Source organism: Humibacillus xanthopallidus (genome assembly GCF_006717145.1).
GTDB lineage: Bacteria > Actinomycetota > Actinomycetes > Actinomycetales > Dermatophilaceae > Humibacillus > Humibacillus xanthopallidus.
Genome location: NZ_VFQF01000001.1, coordinates 2105460 through 2123040, shown reverse-complemented (window position 1 = coordinate 2123040; position 17581 = coordinate 2105460). Strand labels below are relative to the sequence as shown.

Annotated in this window: 10 protein-coding genes and 3 rRNA genes; 10 read left to right on the top strand and 3 right to left on the bottom strand. The window is 67.3% G+C overall.

What is annotated here, in order from left to right; translation table 11 throughout:
- Positions 1 to 114: 114 nt before the first annotated feature.
- Genes FHX52_RS09295 through FHX52_RS09285 form a run of 3 tightly spaced genes read right to left on the bottom strand, consistent with a single transcriptional unit; the run spans position 115 to position 2754 of the window.
- A complete protein-coding gene (locus tag FHX52_RS09295; protein ID WP_141821625.1) occupies positions 115 to 993 on the bottom strand; it encodes a carbohydrate kinase family protein in 879 nt (292 codons plus the stop codon).
- Entirely contained in the window at positions 990 to 2015 is a 1026-nt protein-coding gene (locus FHX52_RS09290) for a pseudouridine-5'-phosphate glycosidase (RefSeq protein WP_141821624.1), read from the bottom strand. The genes FHX52_RS09295 and FHX52_RS09290 overlap by 4 nt, the downstream gene beginning before the upstream one ends.
- Before the next feature lie 22 nt (positions 2016 to 2037).
- Entirely contained in the window at positions 2038 to 2754 is a 717-nt protein-coding gene (locus FHX52_RS09285) for a (2Fe-2S)-binding protein (RefSeq protein WP_141821623.1), read from the bottom strand.
- Positions 2755 to 2884: 130 nt separating this feature from the next.
- On the opposite strand from FHX52_RS09285, the gene FHX52_RS09280 reads away from it, so the two are divergent.
- The 10 genes from FHX52_RS09280 to rrf all read left to right on the top strand — a co-directional run bounded on the left by FHX52_RS09280 (position 2885) and on the right by rrf (position 17400).
- A complete protein-coding gene (locus FHX52_RS09280) occupies positions 2885 to 4138 on the top strand; it encodes an amidohydrolase (protein WP_425460094.1) in 1254 nt (417 codons plus the stop codon).
- Between the two features lie 112 nt (positions 4139 to 4250).
- Positions 4251 to 5315 (top strand): BMP family lipoprotein, encoded by a 1065-nt coding sequence (locus FHX52_RS09275; protein WP_141821621.1) that lies wholly within the window; start codon positions 4251 to 4253, stop codon positions 5313 to 5315.
- Between the two features lie 286 nt (positions 5316 to 5601).
- Positions 5602 to 7203: an ABC transporter ATP-binding protein gene (locus FHX52_RS09270; RefSeq protein WP_425460104.1), complete on the top strand. Its 1602-nt coding sequence runs from the start codon at positions 5602 to 5604 to the stop codon at positions 7201 to 7203.
- Positions 7200 to 8318, top strand: coding sequence for an ABC transporter permease (locus tag FHX52_RS09265; protein WP_141821620.1), 1119 nt, complete (start codon positions 7200 to 7202; stop codon positions 8316 to 8318). Before FHX52_RS09270 ends, FHX52_RS09265 begins: the two co-directional genes overlap by 4 nt.
- Complete coding sequence (locus tag FHX52_RS09260; RefSeq protein WP_141821619.1) at positions 8315 to 9595, top strand: ABC transporter permease; 1281 nt, start codon at positions 8315 to 8317, stop codon at positions 9593 to 9595. The genes FHX52_RS09265 and FHX52_RS09260 overlap by 4 nt, the downstream gene beginning before the upstream one ends.
- A gap of 122 nt (positions 9596 to 9717) precedes the next feature.
- Positions 9718 to 10116: a cytidine deaminase gene (locus FHX52_RS09255; RefSeq protein WP_281288002.1), complete on the top strand. Its 399-nt coding sequence runs from the start codon at positions 9718 to 9720 to the stop codon at positions 10114 to 10116.
- A 67-nt stretch (positions 10117 to 10183) separates the two neighbouring features.
- On the top strand, positions 10184 to 11473 hold the full coding sequence (locus FHX52_RS09250) for a thymidine phosphorylase (protein ID WP_141821618.1): 1290 nt from the start codon (positions 10184 to 10186) through the stop codon (positions 11471 to 11473).
- A 596-nt stretch (positions 11474 to 12069) separates the two neighbouring features.
- Positions 12070 to 13596: ribosomal RNA gene (locus FHX52_RS09245) — 16S ribosomal RNA — on the top strand.
- A gap of 406 nt (positions 13597 to 14002) precedes the next feature.
- Positions 14003 to 17133 (top strand): 23S ribosomal RNA (locus tag FHX52_RS09240).
- A 150-nt stretch (positions 17134 to 17283) separates the two neighbouring features.
- A 5S ribosomal RNA gene (rrf, locus tag FHX52_RS09235) occupies positions 17284 to 17400 on the top strand.
- The 16S, 23S and 5S rRNA genes sit together here, the layout of an rRNA operon.
- Positions 17401 to 17581: the final 181 nt, after the last annotated feature.

The window sequence follows — 17581 nt, the reverse complement described above, 5'->3', positions numbered from 1 at the left end:
CGCTGGTGGCCGAGCGTTCGCACGCCTGCGGCGACGCCGCCGCTCATGTCGTGGCGGTCCGTGTGCCGATGCGCGCCCAGCCTGTGTGCCGGGTGGGCCGAGGGGGTATGCCGCTCAGCGGGGTCGGGCGCCCACGCGGGCTGCCGCTGCGCTGCCGGCCGCGACCCCGGCGGCGAGGGCGTCGGCCGGTGCCTCACCCGCGAGCCAGGCGGCGAGCAGGCCGGCGTTGAAGGCGTCGCCGCACCCGGTGGCGTCGACGTTGGCGACGTGCGGCGCCTCGGCCGATACGTCGAGCCCGTCGGCGACCCAACGGGCTCCGGCGGCTCCGAAGGTCGCGACGACCTGTCGGGTGTGGCGCAGGATCGCGTCGAGACCGCCGAGCGTCGCGACCTCGTTCTCGTTGGGCAGCAGCAGGTCGACACCGTCGACCCAGGACAGGAAGGTGTCGACGCCCTCGCGCGCGATGAGGGCAGGCGACTGGGGGTCGACCGACGTCGTCCAGCCGAGCGCCCGGGCCTGGCGCAGCGCCTCGAGGCCCGCGGCGCGCGACCCGGCGTCGAAGAGGACGTAGCCCGACAGGTGCAGGTGGGGGAGCGGGTCGTCGGGCAGTCCGAGCGACGCGAGGTCGACGTCGGCCACCGAGAAGGCCTTGTTGGCGCCGCGGTCGGGGAACATCGTCCGGTCGCCGTGCGCGTCGAGCAGGATGACGACCATGCACGTCGGCAGGGTCTCGTCGACGCCGAAGGCGCAGTGCACCCCCTCGGCCTCGAGCTCGCTGCGGCAGGTCATCCCGGCTGCGTCGTGACCGATGCGGGCGAGCAGGGTGACGTCGGCGCCGGCCGCGGCGAGCCAGGACGCCGAGTTGCCCCCGGCGCCACCGGCCACGAGCGCGACCGCCGACGGGGTGTCGGAGTGCCAGTGGATCTCGCCCTGCGGCCGGGTGATGACGTCGAGCCCGACGTCACCGACGACGACGACCGGGCGACCGGTCACGAGCCGAGTCCGGCCGCGCCGGCAGGCTCCGCACCGCCAGCCGGGGCAGCGCCAGCCGGAGCAGCGCCCGCCCCCGCCGACTGCGCGACGATGTGCGCGGCGACCTCACCCGCGAGGCGCGCGTTCGACAGCACGAGCTCGACGTTGGCCCGGAGCGACTCGCCCCCGGAGTTGTCGTGGAAGTACTCGAGCAGCCGCGGCGTCACGTCCTTGCCGTGCACGCCCTCGCGCTCGAGCACGGCGAGGCCCTCGGCGACGAGCCGGTCGTGCAGGCCGCGCTCGACCTGCCGGTCCTCGGGCAGCGGGTTGGCGAGCACGACACCCGCGGCGTCGGTGCCCAGCCGGTCCCGGGCGACGACGACTGCAGCCGCCTCGGCCGCCGACTCGACCCGCCATGGCACCTCGTGGCCGGAGTCCGACAGGTAGAAGCCGGGGAACGCCTTTGTGCGGTAGCCGAGCACCGGCACCGAGAGGGTCTCGAGGGTCTCGAGCGTGCCCGGCACGTCGAGGATCGACTTGACGCCCGCGCACACGACGAGCACCGGCGTCGAGGCGATCACCCCGAGGTCGGCCGACACGTCGAAGGTCGCCGACGCGCCGCGGTGCACGCCGCCGAGGCCGCCGGTGGCGAAGACGCGGATGCCGGCGAGGTGGGCCACGGCCGAGGTCGATGCGACGGTCGTCGCGCCGTCGAGCCCAAGGGCGACGGCCACGCCGAGGTCGCGCATCGACAGCTTGGCGACGTCGGGGGCCGTGCAGATGCGCTCCAGCTCCGCAGGCCCGAGGCCCACGTGCACGACACCGCCCAGCACGGCGATCGTCGCGGGCACAGCGCCCCCGGCGCGGACGGCGTCCTCGATCTGCGCGGCGATCGCGATGTTGTCGGGGTGCGGCAGCCCGTGGGCGAGGATCGTGCTCTCGAGGGCGACGACGCCGCGGCCCTCGGCGAGCGCCGCCCGCACCTCCTCCTGCACGACGACGGCGGTCGACGGGGACGACACGGGCAGGGTCACGCTCGACATGGGAGCCACCCTAGTTCCGGCCTCAACCACGGCCTCCACGCGGGCACGACGCGCACTCGCGCATCCCCGGCAGCACGTAGATGAAGCAGCACGACACCCGCCGTGGCGCCGGACCGACAGCCACCCCGGCCGCGCCGTCGGCCAGCCGCACCGCCGTCAACCACACGTCCTCGACGACGCCCCACCGTTGCCGCGAGCCCATGACGACGTCCGGCGCGAAGCAGCGCACGACGTCCTCCACGAGCCCGAGGTATGCCGTCCGGGCCAGTTCCAGCGCCACCTCGGCACCCGCTCCGGTTGCCGCATCGCTGACCGTCGCGTCACCCTCCACCGCCGGTGGCGACAGGCGCGTCAGCCGGTCCGGGTCGACGACGATCCGGTGCGGGTGCAGGCCCGGCGCGAGCTCGAAACCGAGCCCACCCGGGTCGGGCACGACGACCCCCTCACCGAGGCGGACGGCATACGCCAGCGGGGTGGCGACGACCTCGCACCACCACTGCAGCACGAAGGCGGCGGGCACGTGCGGCGGCACGGCGACCCCGTGCATCCGCTCCTGCTGCGCCTGGAGGGCGTCGCGCCACGGTCTCAGCGGGTCCCCTCCGGCACGCGCGCGATGGGCCACGTCGGCGCACCACACCGTCGCGGCCGAGCCCGTCGTGCCGACGCTGGTGAAGGGCAGGGCGCGGTCGATCCGCGCGAGCAGCGCGAGGGCCGCGGCGTGCGGCACGGGCTCGCTCACGGTCTGCGTCCTGCTCTCTGTGGGGGTCGGGCGTCGTCGGCCACGCGGGTCGCGTCGGACCCGGCCTCGGTGTCTGCCGCGGGGCCGACCGTCGGTGGCAGCGCCATCCTCTCGCTAGACTCCGGTGCTCGTGACCCAGTCCGCTCTCGCGATCCCGTTCGAGCCCATCGCCCGTGCCGTCTCCGAGCACGCCGCCGAGCTCGTCGCGATCCGGCGCGACCTGCACACCCACCCCGAGCTCGCCCGCGGCGAGGTGCGCACGACCTCGGTCGTCTCCGAGCGGCTCGAGCGCGCCGGCATCGGGGTGCGCCACCTGCGGGGCACGGGCCTCGTGGCCGACCTCGGCGCGACCCGGCCGAACCGGCGCATCGCGCTGCGCGCCGATATCGACGCGCTGCCGATCCGCGAGCAGACCGGCCTCGACTTCGCCTCGGTCACCGACGGCGTCAGCCACGCGTGCGGACACGACGTGCACACCACTGCGCTGATCGGCGCGGCGCTGGCGCTGCGCTCCGTGGAGGACCGCCTCGTCGCCGCGGGGATCGGCGTGCGCCTCATCTTCCAGCCCGCCGAGGAGGTCATGCCCGGCGGCGCCGAGGACGTCGTCGCGCAGGACGGCCTCGTGGGCGTCGACCGCATCTTCGCGCTCCACTGCGACCCGTCGCTCGACGCGGGCCAGGTGGGCCTGCGGGTCGGCGCGATCACCGCCGCTGCCGACCAGGTGGAGGTGACCCTCTCGGGTCGCGGCGGCCACACGTCGCGGCCGCACCTGACGCAGGACCTCACGTATGCGCTCGCCAAGGTCGTCACCGACGTCCCCGGTGTGCTCTCGCGCCGGCTCGACCCGCGAGCGGGCGCCGCGCTCGTCTGGGGCTCGGTGCACTCCGGCGGCGCCCACAACGTCATCCCCAGCATCGGCAAGGTGGGCGGCACGCTCCGCATGCTCGACGCGAGCGTGTGGGAGGGCGTCGAGCGCCTGCTCGAGGAGGTCGTCCACGCCGTCGTGGCGCCGTATGCCGTCCAGGCCGAGGTCGTCATCACCAAGGGGGTGCCCCCCGTCGTCAACGACGCCGCGTGCATCGACGCGCTCACCGCGGCCGTCACCGGTGCGGGCGCCCACGTCGCGCCGACGCCCCAGTCGCTCGGCGGTGAGGACTTCGCGTGGTACCTCACCCACGTCGTGGGCGCCATGGCGCGGCTCGGCACCCGCACGCCGGGCGGCCCGACCTACGACCTGCACCGCGGCGACCTCGTCGTCGACGAGGCGGCCATCGGCATCGGTGCCCGCACCCTGGCCGGGGCCGCCTTCACGGCGGCGGCCTCCGCGGCCGGCGCACCGGGGCTCGGCGGGGTTGCTGCCCTGTCTGCGGTCGCGGATCGATAACACTTCCCGGTAGATCCCCGAGACGGCGCAGATCCTGTCGGTTGCGGGTCTATGGTTCCGTGCTATGTGGGCCGATGTCGTCGTTGGCCCCGCGGAATTTAAGGAGCACCCCTTGCGTCACGCAACCAAGGTCGCGGCCGTTGTCGCCGCCGCCGCGCTCGGCCTCGCGGCCTGCGGAAGCAGCACCCCGGAGACCCCCGCGGCCTCGTCGGCCGCCGGCGGCACCAGCGCAGCGACGGGCAAGAAGATCGTCGTCGGCGTCGCCTACGGCGTCGGTGGTCGTGGTGACCAGTCGTTCAACGCCTCGGCGGCAGCCGGTCTCGACAAGGCCAAGGCCGACCTCGGCATCGAGTACAAGGAGGCCACGCAGGTCAACGGCGAGAGCGAGGCCGCGACCGAGGAGCGTCTCCAGCAGTTCGTCGACGCGGGCGCGACCCACGTCATCGGTGTCGGCTTCGCCTACGCCAAGGCCATCGGTGCGGTCGCCAAGGCCAACCCCGACGTCAAGTTCGCCATCATCGACGACGCGTCGGCCGACTCCGCCGGGCCTAACGTCGCGCAGCTGACCTTCGCCGAGGAGCAGGGCTCCTTCCTCGTGGGCGCCGCGGCGGCCCTGAAGTCCAAGACCAACCAGGTCGGCTTCGTCGGTGGCGTCGCCACCGACCTCATCAAGAAGTTCGAGGCGGGCTACATCGCCGGCGCCAAGGCCGCCAACCCGTCCGTCACGGTCAAGAGCCAGTACCTCTCGCAGCCACCGGACTTCTCGGGCTTCAACGACCCGGCCAAGGGCAAGACGGCCGCCGAGGGTCTCTACCAGGGCGGCGCTGACGTCGTCTACCACGCCGCAGGTGGCTCGGGCTCCGGTGTCTTCACCGCCGCCAAGGCCGCGGGCGCGCTCGCGATCGGTGTCGACTCCGACCAGGCCCTGACGGCCACGCCCGACGTGCGTGACGTCATCCTCACGTCGATGATCAAGAAGGTCGACGTCGCGGTCTACGACTTCCTGAAGTCGGGCTCCGAGGGCAAGGACATCACGGGCAACAAGGTCTACGACCTCAAGGCCGGGGGTGTCGACTACGCGACCACCGGTGGCAAGGTCGACGACATCAAGACCAAGCTCGACGACTACAAGGCCAAGATCATCTCGGGCGAGATCACCGTCCCGACGGCCCCCTGATCACCTGCTGATCAGAGTCTGACCCCGTACGGCTGACCGGCCGAGCACAGAGGCTCACCAGTCAGATTCCTGAGAAGGGCGACACGGCCCGCGAGGCGCGGTAGCGTCATCGCGGGCCGTGTCCGTCCCCGGCTCAGGGAGCCGCCACCTCCGCCCGGACCCCGCGCCCGGGCCCGGACGAGGAGTTGTCGCCATCACTGCTGCAGCACCCGAGCGAGCCGCCGATCCGGCTGCGAGCGAGAACGCCGTAGAGCTCGAGGGGATCACCAAACGCTTCCCCGGCGTCGTGGCCAACAAGGACATCAGCTTCGCGGCACGCCGCGGCACCGTGCACGCCCTCGTCGGGGAGAACGGTGCCGGCAAGTCGACGCTGATGAAGATCCTCTACGGCGTCCAGCGCCCCGACGAGGGCACGATCCGGGTCGACGGCCGCGAGGTCCACCTCGCCTCGCCGTCCGACGCCATCGATGCCGGCATCGGCATGGTGTTCCAGCACTTCCAGCTCGCCGACAACTTCACCGTCCTCGAGAACGTCGTCCTCGGTGCCGAGAAGCTGCACGGCATCGGCGACGGTGCGCGGCGCGAGATCCGGCGCATCTCCGACGCCTACGGCCTCGACGTCGACCCGGACGCCCTCGTCGAGGACCTCGGCGTCGGCGCCCGCCAGCGCATCGAGATCCTCAAGGTGCTCTACCGGGGCGCCAAGGTGATCATCCTCGACGAGCCCACGGCCGTGCTCGTGCCGCAGGAGGTCGAGGAGCTCTTCGACAACCTCCGCGAGCTGAAGTCCGAGGGCCTCACCGTCCTGTTCATCTCGCACAAGCTCGACGAGGTGCTGTCGGTCGCCGACACCATCACCGTCATCCGCCGGGGCACGACCGTCGACACGGTCGACCCGGCCTCGGTCAACGCCCGCCAGCTCGCCGAGCTCATGGTCGGGGCCGAGCTGCCGACTCCCCAGACGGAGGAGTCGACGGTCACCGACCGGGTCGTGCTGCGCACCGAGGACCTCGTCCTCGCCGGTCTCGGCGACAGCCGCAACGTGCTCGACGGCATCACCCTGACGATCCACGCCGGAGAGGTGCTCGGCATCGCCGGCGTCGAGGGCAACGGCCAGGCCGAGCTCGTCGAGGTCATCATGGGCATGCGCGAGCCGACCTCCGGCCTCGTCTTCCTCGGTGACACCGACATCTCCGACTGGCGCACGCGCGAGATCCGCGAGGCCGGCGTCGCCTACATCCCCGAGGACCGGCACCGCCACGGCCTCCTGCTCGAGGCGCCCCTCTGGGAGAACCGCATCCTCGGTCACCAGACCGAGGAGCCCAACGCCAAGGGCTTCATCATCAACGCCGCCGGCGCCAAGGCCGACACGGAGCGCATCGTCAAGGAGTACGACGTCCGCACGCCGTCCATCTTCGTCAAGGCGGGCTCGCTCTCCGGTGGCAACCAGCAGAAGCTCATCGTCGGCCGCGAGATGAGCCACGAGCCCAAGGTGCTCGTCGCCTCGCACCCGACCCGCGGCGTCGACGTCGGCGCCCAGGCGAGCATCTGGGACATCATCCGCAAGGCCCGCCGCGACGGCCTCGCCGTCCTGCTCATCTCGGCCGACCTCGAGGAGCTGATCGGCCTGTCCGACACCATCGAGGTCATCCTCCGCGGGCGGCTCACGGGCACGTTCGACCCCGACACGGTGACCGCCGAGGACCTCGGCGCTGCCATGACCGGCGCCGCGGCTCCGGCCGCCGCTCCCGACGCGGCTCCTGACGCGGCCCCTGCCGCCGCTCCTGACACGGCTCCGGACGCGGCCCCTGCGGCCGCTCCTGACGCGGCCCCTCCCGCCGGTGACCCGCCGACCGACCACACGGGCGATGTCGAGGAGAGCCGATGAGCACCTTCAACCCGCGCAAGGCCCTCCTCGGCCTCGCGGCACCGCTGCTGGCGCTGCTCGTCGCCTTCCTCGTCACGTCGGCGATCCTGCTCGCCCTCGGTGACCCGGTCGTCGAGGTCTGGCAGACGATCCTGTCGTGGCCGCGGCCACGCCAGCTCGTCCAGATCGTCAACGGAGCCACCGTCTACTACCTCTCGGCCGTCGCGGTCGCCGTCGGCTTCCGGATGAACCTCTTCAACATCGGTGTCGACGGGCAGTACCGCGTCGCTGCCTTCGCCGGAGCACTCTTCGCCGGCCAGGCCTGGTTCCCCGGACCGCTCAACGTGCTGCTGACCCTCGTCGTCGCGATGGTCGCCGGTGGCATCTGGGCCGGCATCGCGGCCTACCTCAAGGTCAAGCGCGGCATCTCCGAGGTCATCAGCACGATCATGCTCAACGCGATCGCCACGGGCGTCGTGCAGTGGCTGCTGCTCAAGGTGGCCGTAAAGCAACCGGGCAGCAACACGATCTCGACGCCGCCGATCCCCGAGTCGTCGCAGCTGGACGGCCTCGCCCTCATCCCGGGCGCGAGCAACAAGGTCTACACGCTCATCATCCTCGCCGTCGTCGTCGGCGTGGCCTACTGGTTCTTCATCGGCAAGACCCGCTTCGGCTTCGACCTCCGCGCGACCGGTCAGTCCGAGACGGCTGCCGTCGCGAGCGGCGTCAAGGTGCCGCGCATGGTCGTCTCGACCCTGGTCATCTCGGGCGCCCTCGCCGGCCTCATCGGCATGCCCCTGCTCTTCGGGCAGGACCACAGCTACGGCACGACCTTCCAGGCCGGGCTCGGCTTCGCCGGCATCGGCATCGCGCTCCTCGGGCGCAACCACCCGCTCGGCATCGCGGTCGCGGCGCTGCTGTGGTCGTTCCTCGACGTGCAGTCCAACGCCCTCCAGATCCGCGCAGGCGTGGCCTCCGAGGTCGTCTTCATCATCCAGGGCGTCATCCTCTTCGCCGTCGTCATCGCCTACGAGCTGATCCGGCGGGCCGACGTGCGGCTCGAGCAACAGCGCGTCGCGAGGGAGCTGGCCGGCACGAGATCCGATGCCCCGAGCGTGGAAGGAGCGTCCGCATGAGCGCCTCCGGCCTCACCGTGGGCACCGAGGTCGTGCCCGAGAACACCCCGATGCGCAAGCGGGGGCTGGGGCTGACACGCCTCCAGTGGGTCTACGTCCTGCTCGCGGGCATCTTCGTCGTGTCGGTGCTGCGCGTCGTCACCGGCGCCAACGACATCGACTCCTCCGGCCTGCTCATCGCAGCCTTCGGTCTCGCTGTCCCGATCGCCCTCGCCGGCCTCGGCGGCCTGTGGTCGGAGCGGGCGGGTGTCGTCAACATCGGCCTCGAGGGCATGATGATCCTCGGCACGTGGGGAGCCGGCTTCCTCGGCTACCACATGGGGCCGTGGTGGGGCCTCGTCGGCGCCGTCGTCGGCGGTGTCGTCGGCGGCTTCGTCCACGCCGTGGCCACCGTGACCTTCGGCGTCGACCACATCGTCTCCGGTGTCGCGCTCAACATCGTCGCCCTCGGCTTCGCGAAGTACCTCTCGGTGCGCTTCTTCAGCCCGCTGCCGGGCGGCGGTCCGACTCAGTCGCCGCCGCTTCCTGAGCTGCCGACGGTGACCATCCCCGGTCTCTCGGATGCGCTCGGAACGCTCGAGCAGAAGCACATCTTCTTCGTCTCGGACCTCGCGGGCGTCCTGCGCGCGTTCTGCACCAACGTCTCGGTCGTGACGATCCTCGCCGTGCTGCTCTTCGTCCTCACGTGGTGGCTGCTGTGGCGCACCGCGTTCGGGCTGCGGCTGCGGTCGGTGGGTGAGTCCCCGGTCGCGGCGGAGTCGCTCGGTGTCAACGTGCTGCGCTACAAGTTCGTCGCCGTGCTCATCTCGGGCGGTCTCGCCGGTCTCGGCGGTGGCTTCCTCGCGCTCGTCGCGGCCAACGTCTTCCGTGACGGCCAGACCGGCGGCCGAGGCTACATCGGCCTCGCGGCCATGATCTTCGGCAACTGGCGCCCCGGCGGTCTGCTCGCCGGGTCGGCGCTCTTCGGCTACACCGACGCAGCTCAGCTGCGCGGTGGTGGCACGACGGTGCACGCGTTCCTCCTGCTGCTCGCGGTGCTCCTCATCGCGATCGGCGTCTGGCAGATCGTCCGCAAGGGCCGCAAGGTCCAGGGCATCCTCGCCATCGTCGTCGGCGCGCTCGTCGGCACCTGGTACGCCCTGACCGACATCGTGCCGCCCGAGCTGTCGGGCACGACGCCCTACGTCACGACGCTGCTCGTGCTCGCCTTCGCCTCCCAGCGCCTGCGCATGCCGGCAGCCGACGGGCAGGTCTACCGCAAGGGTGAGGGCCACTAGCCGTGTCGTCGCCCACCGGCGAGCCAACCGAAGAGCCCACGTATGCCGCGGGGGCGGCCCCACTGCATACGTCGGCTCCGTCGGGTGGCACCGACCCCAGCGGGGGCGCGGAGGCTGCCCAGGTGGACTGGGAGGCCCTGCGTCTCCGCGCGGTCGAGATGATGGAGCGGGCGTATGCGCCCTACTCGCACTTCCCTGTGGGGGTTGCCGGGCTCGTCGACGACGGCCGCGTCGTCGCCGGGTGCAACGTCGAGAACGCCGCCTACGGTGTCGCGCTGTGCGCGGAGTGCGGCATGGTGTCGGAGCTGCACGCGACCGGCGGTGGGCGCCTGACGGCGGTCTACTGCGTGGGTCGAGACGGCCGGCCCCTCATGGCCTGCGGGCGCTGCCGCCAGCTGCTCTGGGAGAACGGCGGCCCCAGCTGCCTCGTGATGACTCCCGAGGGTGTGCTGCCGATGTCCGAAGTCCTGCCGCAGGCCTTCGGGCCGGCCAACCTGGAGGTCGGGGGCGCGCTGCCGTGAACGGCGTCCGCCACGCGCCCGCCCTGACAACCTGCGTCGAGAGGCGCCGATGGGTGAGGATGGGCACGTGAGCGAAGCCTTCGATGCCGTCGACGTCATCTCTGCCAAGCGCGACCGGGAGGAGCTGTCCGACGCCCAGATCGACTGGGTGATCGACGCCTACACCCGGGGGGTCGTCGCCGAGGAGCAGATGTCGGCCCTCGCGATGGCGATCTACCTCAACGGCATGGGCCCGCGCGAGATCGCGCGCTGGGCCGACGCGATGATCCGCTCCGGCGAGCGGCTCGACTTCTCCGGGCTGTCGCGCCCGACGAGCGACAAGCACTCGACCGGGGGAGTCGGCGACAAGATCACCCTGCCCCTCGCGCCGATCGTCGCCGCGTGCGGCGTGGCGGTGCCGCAGCTCTCGGGGCGCGGGCTCGGCCACACCGGGGGCACGCTCGACAAGCTCGAGTCGATCCCGGGATGGCGGGCCTCGCTGAGCAACGAGGAGATGCTCGCCCAGCTCGAGGACGTCGGAGCCGTCATCTGCGCCGCGGGCACCGGGCTCGCCCCCGCCGACAAGAAGCTGTATGCGTTGCGCGACGTGACGGGGACGGTCTCCTGCGTGCCCCTCATCGCCACGTCGATCATGAGCAAGAAGATCGCGGAGGGCACCGGCTCGCTCGTGCTCGACGTCAAGGTGGGCTCCGGTGCGTTCATGAAGGAGCTCGGCCAGGCGCGCGAGCTCGCCGAGACGATGGTGCGGCTCGGCACCGACGCGGGGGTCAAGACCGTCGCGCTGCTGACGAACATGGAGACACCGCTCGGGCTGACGGCCGGCAACGCCCTCGAGGTGCGCGAGTCGGTCGAGGTGCTCGAGGGCGGGGGGCCGCCCGACGTCGTCGAACTGACGCTCGCCCTCGCCCGCGAGATGGTCGCCGGTGCGGGGCGCGACGACGTCGACCCGGCCGACGTGCTCGCCGACGGGCGCGCGATGGACGTGTGGCGCCGGATGATCCGCGCGCAGGGGGGCGACCCCGATGCGCCGCTGCCGACCGCCCGCGAGACGCACTTGGTGCTCGCCCCGGCCGACGGGGTGCTCGTGCAGCTCGACGCGCTGGCCGTCGGCGTCGCCGCCTGGCGGCTCGGCGCCGGCCGGGCGCGCAAGGAGGATCCCGTGCAGGCAGGCGCCGGGGTCGAGATCCACGCCAAGCCCGGAGCGGTCGTGCGCGGGGGCGAGCCGCTCCTCACGCTGCACACCGACGAGCCGGAGCGCTTCGACCGCGCGCTGGAGTCGCTCGAGGGAGGCTTCCTCATCGCCCCGGAGGGGTCGAGGCCCGATCTTCCGCCGATCGTCATCGAACGCGTCTCCTGAGGGCGTTCACGCAGGTCAGCGGCCTGTCCGGGGGCGCCGCGAGGAGGGCCGGGGGGCCGATTAGGCGTTTGCCGCAGGCCCCGTGTAATGTTCTCTTCGTCAGCCCGACAGGGAGGAACGGACGCCACCGCGGCGGTGAGAGATCACCGAGCGAAGTTGGCCGGTCCCGGGGCTGATCCCCAAGACAGATGGACGGTCGGTTTGCCCGGTCGTCTGGTGGCGGGGGCTCGCCTCTGGCGGGTTGAACGCGGTGCGGCTCTTGGAGCCGGAGCGAGTTTGACTCCCTCAGGACTGGCGGGTAACTTAGATGGTCTTGCCCCTGATCATCGCTCACGGAGCGGTGCGACGGTGTGTGTCCGATTCTTGAGAACTCAACAGCGTGTCAGATAATCGATGCCAATTACCTCGTTCTGGGGCGCGGCATGGTCACTCGTTTGGGTGGTTGTGTGGTGTTCTGGGCGAATTATCCTTTGGTTGTAACTGAATGACCTAGTTCTTTTTGAGCTGGTTGTTCGACTTCAGCTGGGTTTCGGGCCCTTCATGGGTTCAAATGTTTTTGCCTGTCGCCTCGTTTCGGGGTGGTGGGTGTTTGAACATCAACGGAGAGTTTGATCCTGGCTCAGGACGAACGCTGGCGGCGTGCTTAACACATGCAAGTCGAACGGTGACGATCAAGCTTGCTTGGTCTGATCAGTGGCGAACGGGTGAGTAACACGTGAGTAACCTGCCCCAGACTCTGGGATAACCCCGGGAAACCGGAGCTAATACCGGATATGACCCTCGTACGCATGTGCAGGGGGTGGAAAGTTTTTCGGTCTGGGATGGGCTCGCGGCCTATCAGCTTGTTGGTGAGGTAGTGGCTCACCAAGGCGACGACGGGTAGCCGGCCTGAGAGGGCGACCGGCCACACTGGGACTGAGACACGGCCCAGACTCCTACGGGAGGCAGCAGTGGGGAATATTGCACAATGGGCGGAAGCCTGATGCAGCGACGCCGCGTGAGGGATGACGGCCTTCGGGTTGTAAACCTCTTTCAGCAGGGAAGAAGCGAAAGTGACGGTACCTGCAGAAGAAGCACCGGCTAACTACGTGCCAGCAGCCGCGGTAATACGTAGGGTGCGAGCGTTGTCCGGAATTATTGGGCGTAAAGAGCTTGTAGGCGGTTTGTCGCGTCTGCTGTGAAAATCCGGGGCTCAACCCCGGACTTGCAGTGGGTACGGGCAGACTAGAGTGTGGTAGGGGAGACTGGAATTCCTGGTGTAGCGGTGGAATGCGCAGATATCAGGAGGAACACCGATGGCGAAGGCAGGTCTCTGGGCCACTACTGACGCTGAGAAGCGAAAGCATGGGGAGCGAACAGGATTAGATACCCTGGTAGTCCATGCCGTAAACGTTGGGAACTAGGTGTGGGTCTCATTCCACGAGATCCGTGCCGCAGCTAACGCATTAAGTTCCCCGCCTGGGGAGTACGGCCGCAAGGCTAAAACTCAAAGGAATTGACGGGGGCCCGCACAAGCGGCGGAGCATGCGGATTAATTCGATGCAACGCGAAGAACCTTACCAAGGCTTGACATACACCGGAATCACTCAGAGATGGGTGCGTCTTCGGACTGGTGTACAGGTGGTGCATGGTTGTCGTCAGCTCGTGTCGTGAGATGTTGGGTTAAGTCCCGCAACGAGCGCAACCCTCGTTCCATGTTGCCAGCAACACTTCGGTGGTTGGGGACTCATGGGAGACTGCCGGGGTCAACTCGGAGGAAGGTGGGGATGACGTCAAATCATCATGCCCCTTATGTCTTGGGCTTCACGCATGCTACAATGGCCGGTACAAAGGGCTGCGATACCGCAAGGTGGAGCGAATCCCAAAAAACCGGTCTCAGTTCGGATTGGGGTCTGCAACTCGACCCCATGAAGTCGGAGTCGCTAGTAATCGCAGATCAGCAACGCTGCGGTGAATACGTTCCCGGGCCTTGTACACACCGCCCGTCAAGTCACGAAAGTCGGTAACACCCGAAGCCGGTGGCCCAACCCTTGTGGGGGGAGCCGTCGAAGGTGGGACTGGCGATTGGGACTAAGTCGTAACAAGGTAGCCGTACCGGAAGGTGCGGCTGGATCACCTCCTTTCTAAGGAGCTTCTGCCCGCAGCCGGTCCTTCGTGGTCCTGGTTGTGGTCCAGAGCCCGGTCTGTCCCCGAGTGTGGGACAGCGGGTGCTCAAGGGTGGAACATCGATTATTGGACACCGGCGCTGGTCGCCGTCACAAGTACAAGTCACAGCTTCGGCTGGGCAGTGGAACGTGGTGGCGGGTGGGGGTGGTGTCCGTGACACGTTGTTGGGTCCTGAAGGATCGGGCGACGCGCACTGGCTGTCCACCGCGATCCCCCTTACGGGGGTGTTGTGGTGGTGGTGGTGTGTGCCGGCTGGTTTCTTCTGGTCGTGGGCCTCATCGATGGAGTGGCGTTGGCTGCTTCGGGTGTGGGGTGCCGGTTGTATGTTGAGAACTTCACAGTGGACGCGAGCATCTTTGTAGTGTTCAAGTTTTTAAGGGCACACGGTGGATGCCTTGGCACCAGGAACCGAAGAAGGACGTAGGAATCTGCGATAAGCCTCGGGTAGTCGATAACCAGACTGTGATCCGAGGATTTCCGAATGGGGAAACCCGGCTGGAGGCAAGTCCAGTCACCCGCACCTGAATATATAGGGTGTGTGGAGGGAACGTGGGGAAGTGAAACATCTCAGTACCCACAGGAAGAGAAAACAACAGTGATTCCGTGAGTAGTGGCGAGCGAAAGCGGATGAGGCTAAACCGGGCGTGTGTGATAGCTGTCAGGCGTTGCACGTCCGGGGTCGTGGGACCCGCCAGCTGGCTCTGACAGGCCGGCAGGGAGTGAGAAATCTGCGTCATAGTCGAAGAGCATTGAATGGCTCGGCACAGAGGGTGCGACCCCCGTAGACGAAATGGTGTGGACTCCCGGTGGGTATCCCAAGTAGCACGGGGCCCGAGAAATCCCGTGTGAATCTGGCAGGACCACCTGCTAAGCCTAAATATTCCCTGGTGACCGATAGCGGACAAGTACCGTGAGGGAAAGGTGAAAAGTACCCCGGGAGGGGAGTGAAATAGATCCTGAAACCGTGTGCCTACAATCCGTTGGAGCCTCCCGCCGTTGGGCGTGTGGGGTGACAGCGTGCCTTTTGAAGAATGAGCCTGCGAGTTAGTGCTCAGTGGCGAGGTTAACCCGTGTGGGGAAGCCGTAGCGAAAGCGAGTCCGAATAGGGCGCCCATAGTCGCTGGGTCTAGACCCGAAGCGGAGTGATCTACCCATGGCCAGGTTGAAGCGCAGGTAAGACTGCGTGGAGGACCGAACCCACTTAGGTTGAAAACTGAGGGGATGAGCTGTGGGTAGGGGTGAAAGGCCAATCAAACTCCGTGATAGCTGGTTCTCCCCGAAATGCATTTAGGTGCAGCGTCACGTGTTTCTTGCCGGAGGTAGAGCTACTGGATAGCTGATGGGCCTCACCAGGTTACTGACGTTAGCCAAACTCCGAATGCCGGTAAGTGAGAGCGTGGCAGTGAGACTGCGGGGGATAAGCTCCGTAGTCGAGAGGGAAACAGCCCAGATCACCAGCTAAGGTCCCTAAGCGTGTGCTAAGTGGGAAAGGATGTGGAGTTGCTGTGACAACCAGGAGGTTGGCTTAGAAGCAGCCACCCTTGAAAGAGTGCGTAATAGCTCACTGGTCAAGTGATTCCGCGCCGACAATGTAGCGGGGCTCAAGCACACCACCGAAGCTGTGGCATTGACATATTTGCTCGGCACCGACACCTGCGGGTTCGGTGTCCAGGCGTGTTGATGGGTAGGGGAGCGTCGTGTGGCCAGGGAAGCGGCGGTGTGAACCAGCCGTGGAGGCCACACGAGTGAGAATGCAGGCATGAGTAGCGAATGACGGGCGAGAAACCCGTCCGCCGAATAACCAAGGGTTCCAGGGTCAAGCTAATCTGCCCTGGGTAAGTCGGGACCTAAGGCGAGGCCGACAGGCGTAGTCGATGGACATCCGGTTGATATTCCGGAACCGGCGAAGAACCGCCCCTGATGAACCGAGTGATGCTAAGTGCCTGAAGCACGCCCATCGACCCTTCGGGGTCACCGGGTGTGTGGAGCGCACGACCCGACCTTGTAGTAGTCAAGCGATGGAGTGACGCAGGAAGGTAGCCTCCGCGTGGCGATGGTAGTCCACGTCCAAGGGTGTAGGGCGCGGTCCAGGCAAATCCGGACCGCATGAAGCCTGAGACCTGATAGTGACCGCGAATGCGGGAAGAGGGTGATCCTATGCTGCCGAGAAAAACTTCTAGCGAGGTTCGAGCCGCCCGTACCCCAAACCGACTCAGGTGGTTAGGTAGAGAATACCAAGGCGATCGAGTGAATCGTGGTTAAGGAATTCGGCAAAATACCCCCGTAACTTCGGGAGAAGGGGGGCCCTGATCGTGACGACACTTGCTGTCCGAGCGTGATCGGCCGCAGAGACCAGGGAGAAGCGACTGTTTACTAAAAACACAGGTCCGTGCCAAGTCGCAAGACGATGTATACGGACTGACGCCTGCCCGGTGCTGGAACGTTAAGGGGACCGGTTAGCCTCACGGCGAAGCTGAGAACTTAAGCGCCAGTAAACGGCGGTGGTAACTATAACCATCCTAAGGTAGCGAAATTCCTTGTCGGGTAAGTTCCGACCTGCACGAATGGCGTAACGACTTCTCCACTGTCTCAACCACGAACTCGGCGAAATTGCACTACGAGTAAAGATGCTCGTTACGCGCAGCAGGACGGAAAGACCCCGGGACCTTTACTACAGCTTGGTATTGGTGTTCGGTACGGCTTGTGTAGGATAGGTGGGAGACTGTGAAGCCGTCACGTCAGTGATGGTGGAGTCAACGTTGAAATACCACTCTGGTCGTTCTGGATATCTAACCTCGGTCCGTGATCCGGATCAGGGACAGTGCCTGGTGGGTAGTTTAACTGGGGCGGTTGCCTCCTAAAAGGTAACGGAGGCGCCCAAAGGTTCCCTCAGCCTGGTTGGTAATCAGGTTTCGAGTGTAAGTGCACAAGGGAGCTTGACTGTGAGACAGACATGTCGAGCAGGGACGAAAGTCGGGACTAGTGATCCGGCGGTGGCTTGTGGAAGCGCCGTCGCTCAACGGATAAAAGGTACCCCGGGGATAACAGGCTGATCTTGCCCAAGAGTCCATATCGACGGCATGGTTTGGCACCTCGATGTCGGCTCGTCGCATCCTGGGGCTGGAGTAGGTCCCAAGGGTTGGGCTGTTCGCCCATTAAAGCGGTACGCGAGCTGGGTTTAGAACGTCGTGAGACAGTTCGGTCCCTATCCGCTGTGCGCGTAGGAAACTTGAGGAAGGCTGTCCCTAGTACGAGAGGACCGGGATGGACGAACCACTGGTGTGTCAGTTGTCCTGCCAAGGGCACCGCTGATTAGCTACGTTCGGAAGTGATAACCGCTGAAAGCATCTAAGCGGGAAGCACGTTTCAAGATGAGGTTTCCAGGCCCGCGAGGGCGAGAGGCTCCCAGCTAGACTACTGGGTTGATAGGCCGGACGTGGAAGCACAGTAATGTGTGGAGCTGACCGGTACTAATAAGCCGATGACTTGACTTACAAAGATGCTACGCGTCCACTGTGCAGTTCCCGAGATACAAACGGGTCCTGCAAACAAACCACCCCCAACACCCCCAGCAACCCCAAGGTCGCCGGCGGATGAGGCGGGGTGGTGCAGAACAACCACCGACCTTGATATCTCCATAGAGTTACGGCTGCCATAGCGAAGGGGAAACGCCCGGCTCCATTCCGAACCCGGAAGCTAAGCCCTTCAGCGCCGATGGTACTGCACTGGTGACGGTGTGGGAGAGTAGGACGCAGCCGGACATACTTTAGACAACCCCGCCGGGTCTCCCGGCGGGGTTGTCGCATTTCCATGCCCTTTTCCAGTGGGCGACGTTCGTTTCGCGGCCGCCGGAAGGTTCCATTCCGGCGCGCGCCCGGATCGTGCCGGGAGCGGGTCCCCGCAGTAGGTAGGGCCCGCACGTCCTGGGCGTAGGGTTGGTGC

Excerpts from the sequence above, each read along its gene's own strand:
- FHX52_RS09290 (WP_141821624.1), bottom strand. The coding sequence starts at position 2,015 with ATGTCGAGCGTGACCCTGCCCGTGTCGTCCCCGTCGACCGCCGTCGTC.
- FHX52_RS09265 (WP_141821620.1), top strand. The coding sequence starts at position 7,200 with ATGAGCACCTTCAACCCGCGCAAGGCCCTCCTCGGCCTCGCGGCACCG.
- FHX52_RS09260 (WP_141821619.1), top strand. The coding sequence starts at position 8,315 with ATGAGCGCCTCCGGCCTCACCGTGGGCACCGAGGTCGTGCCCGAGAAC.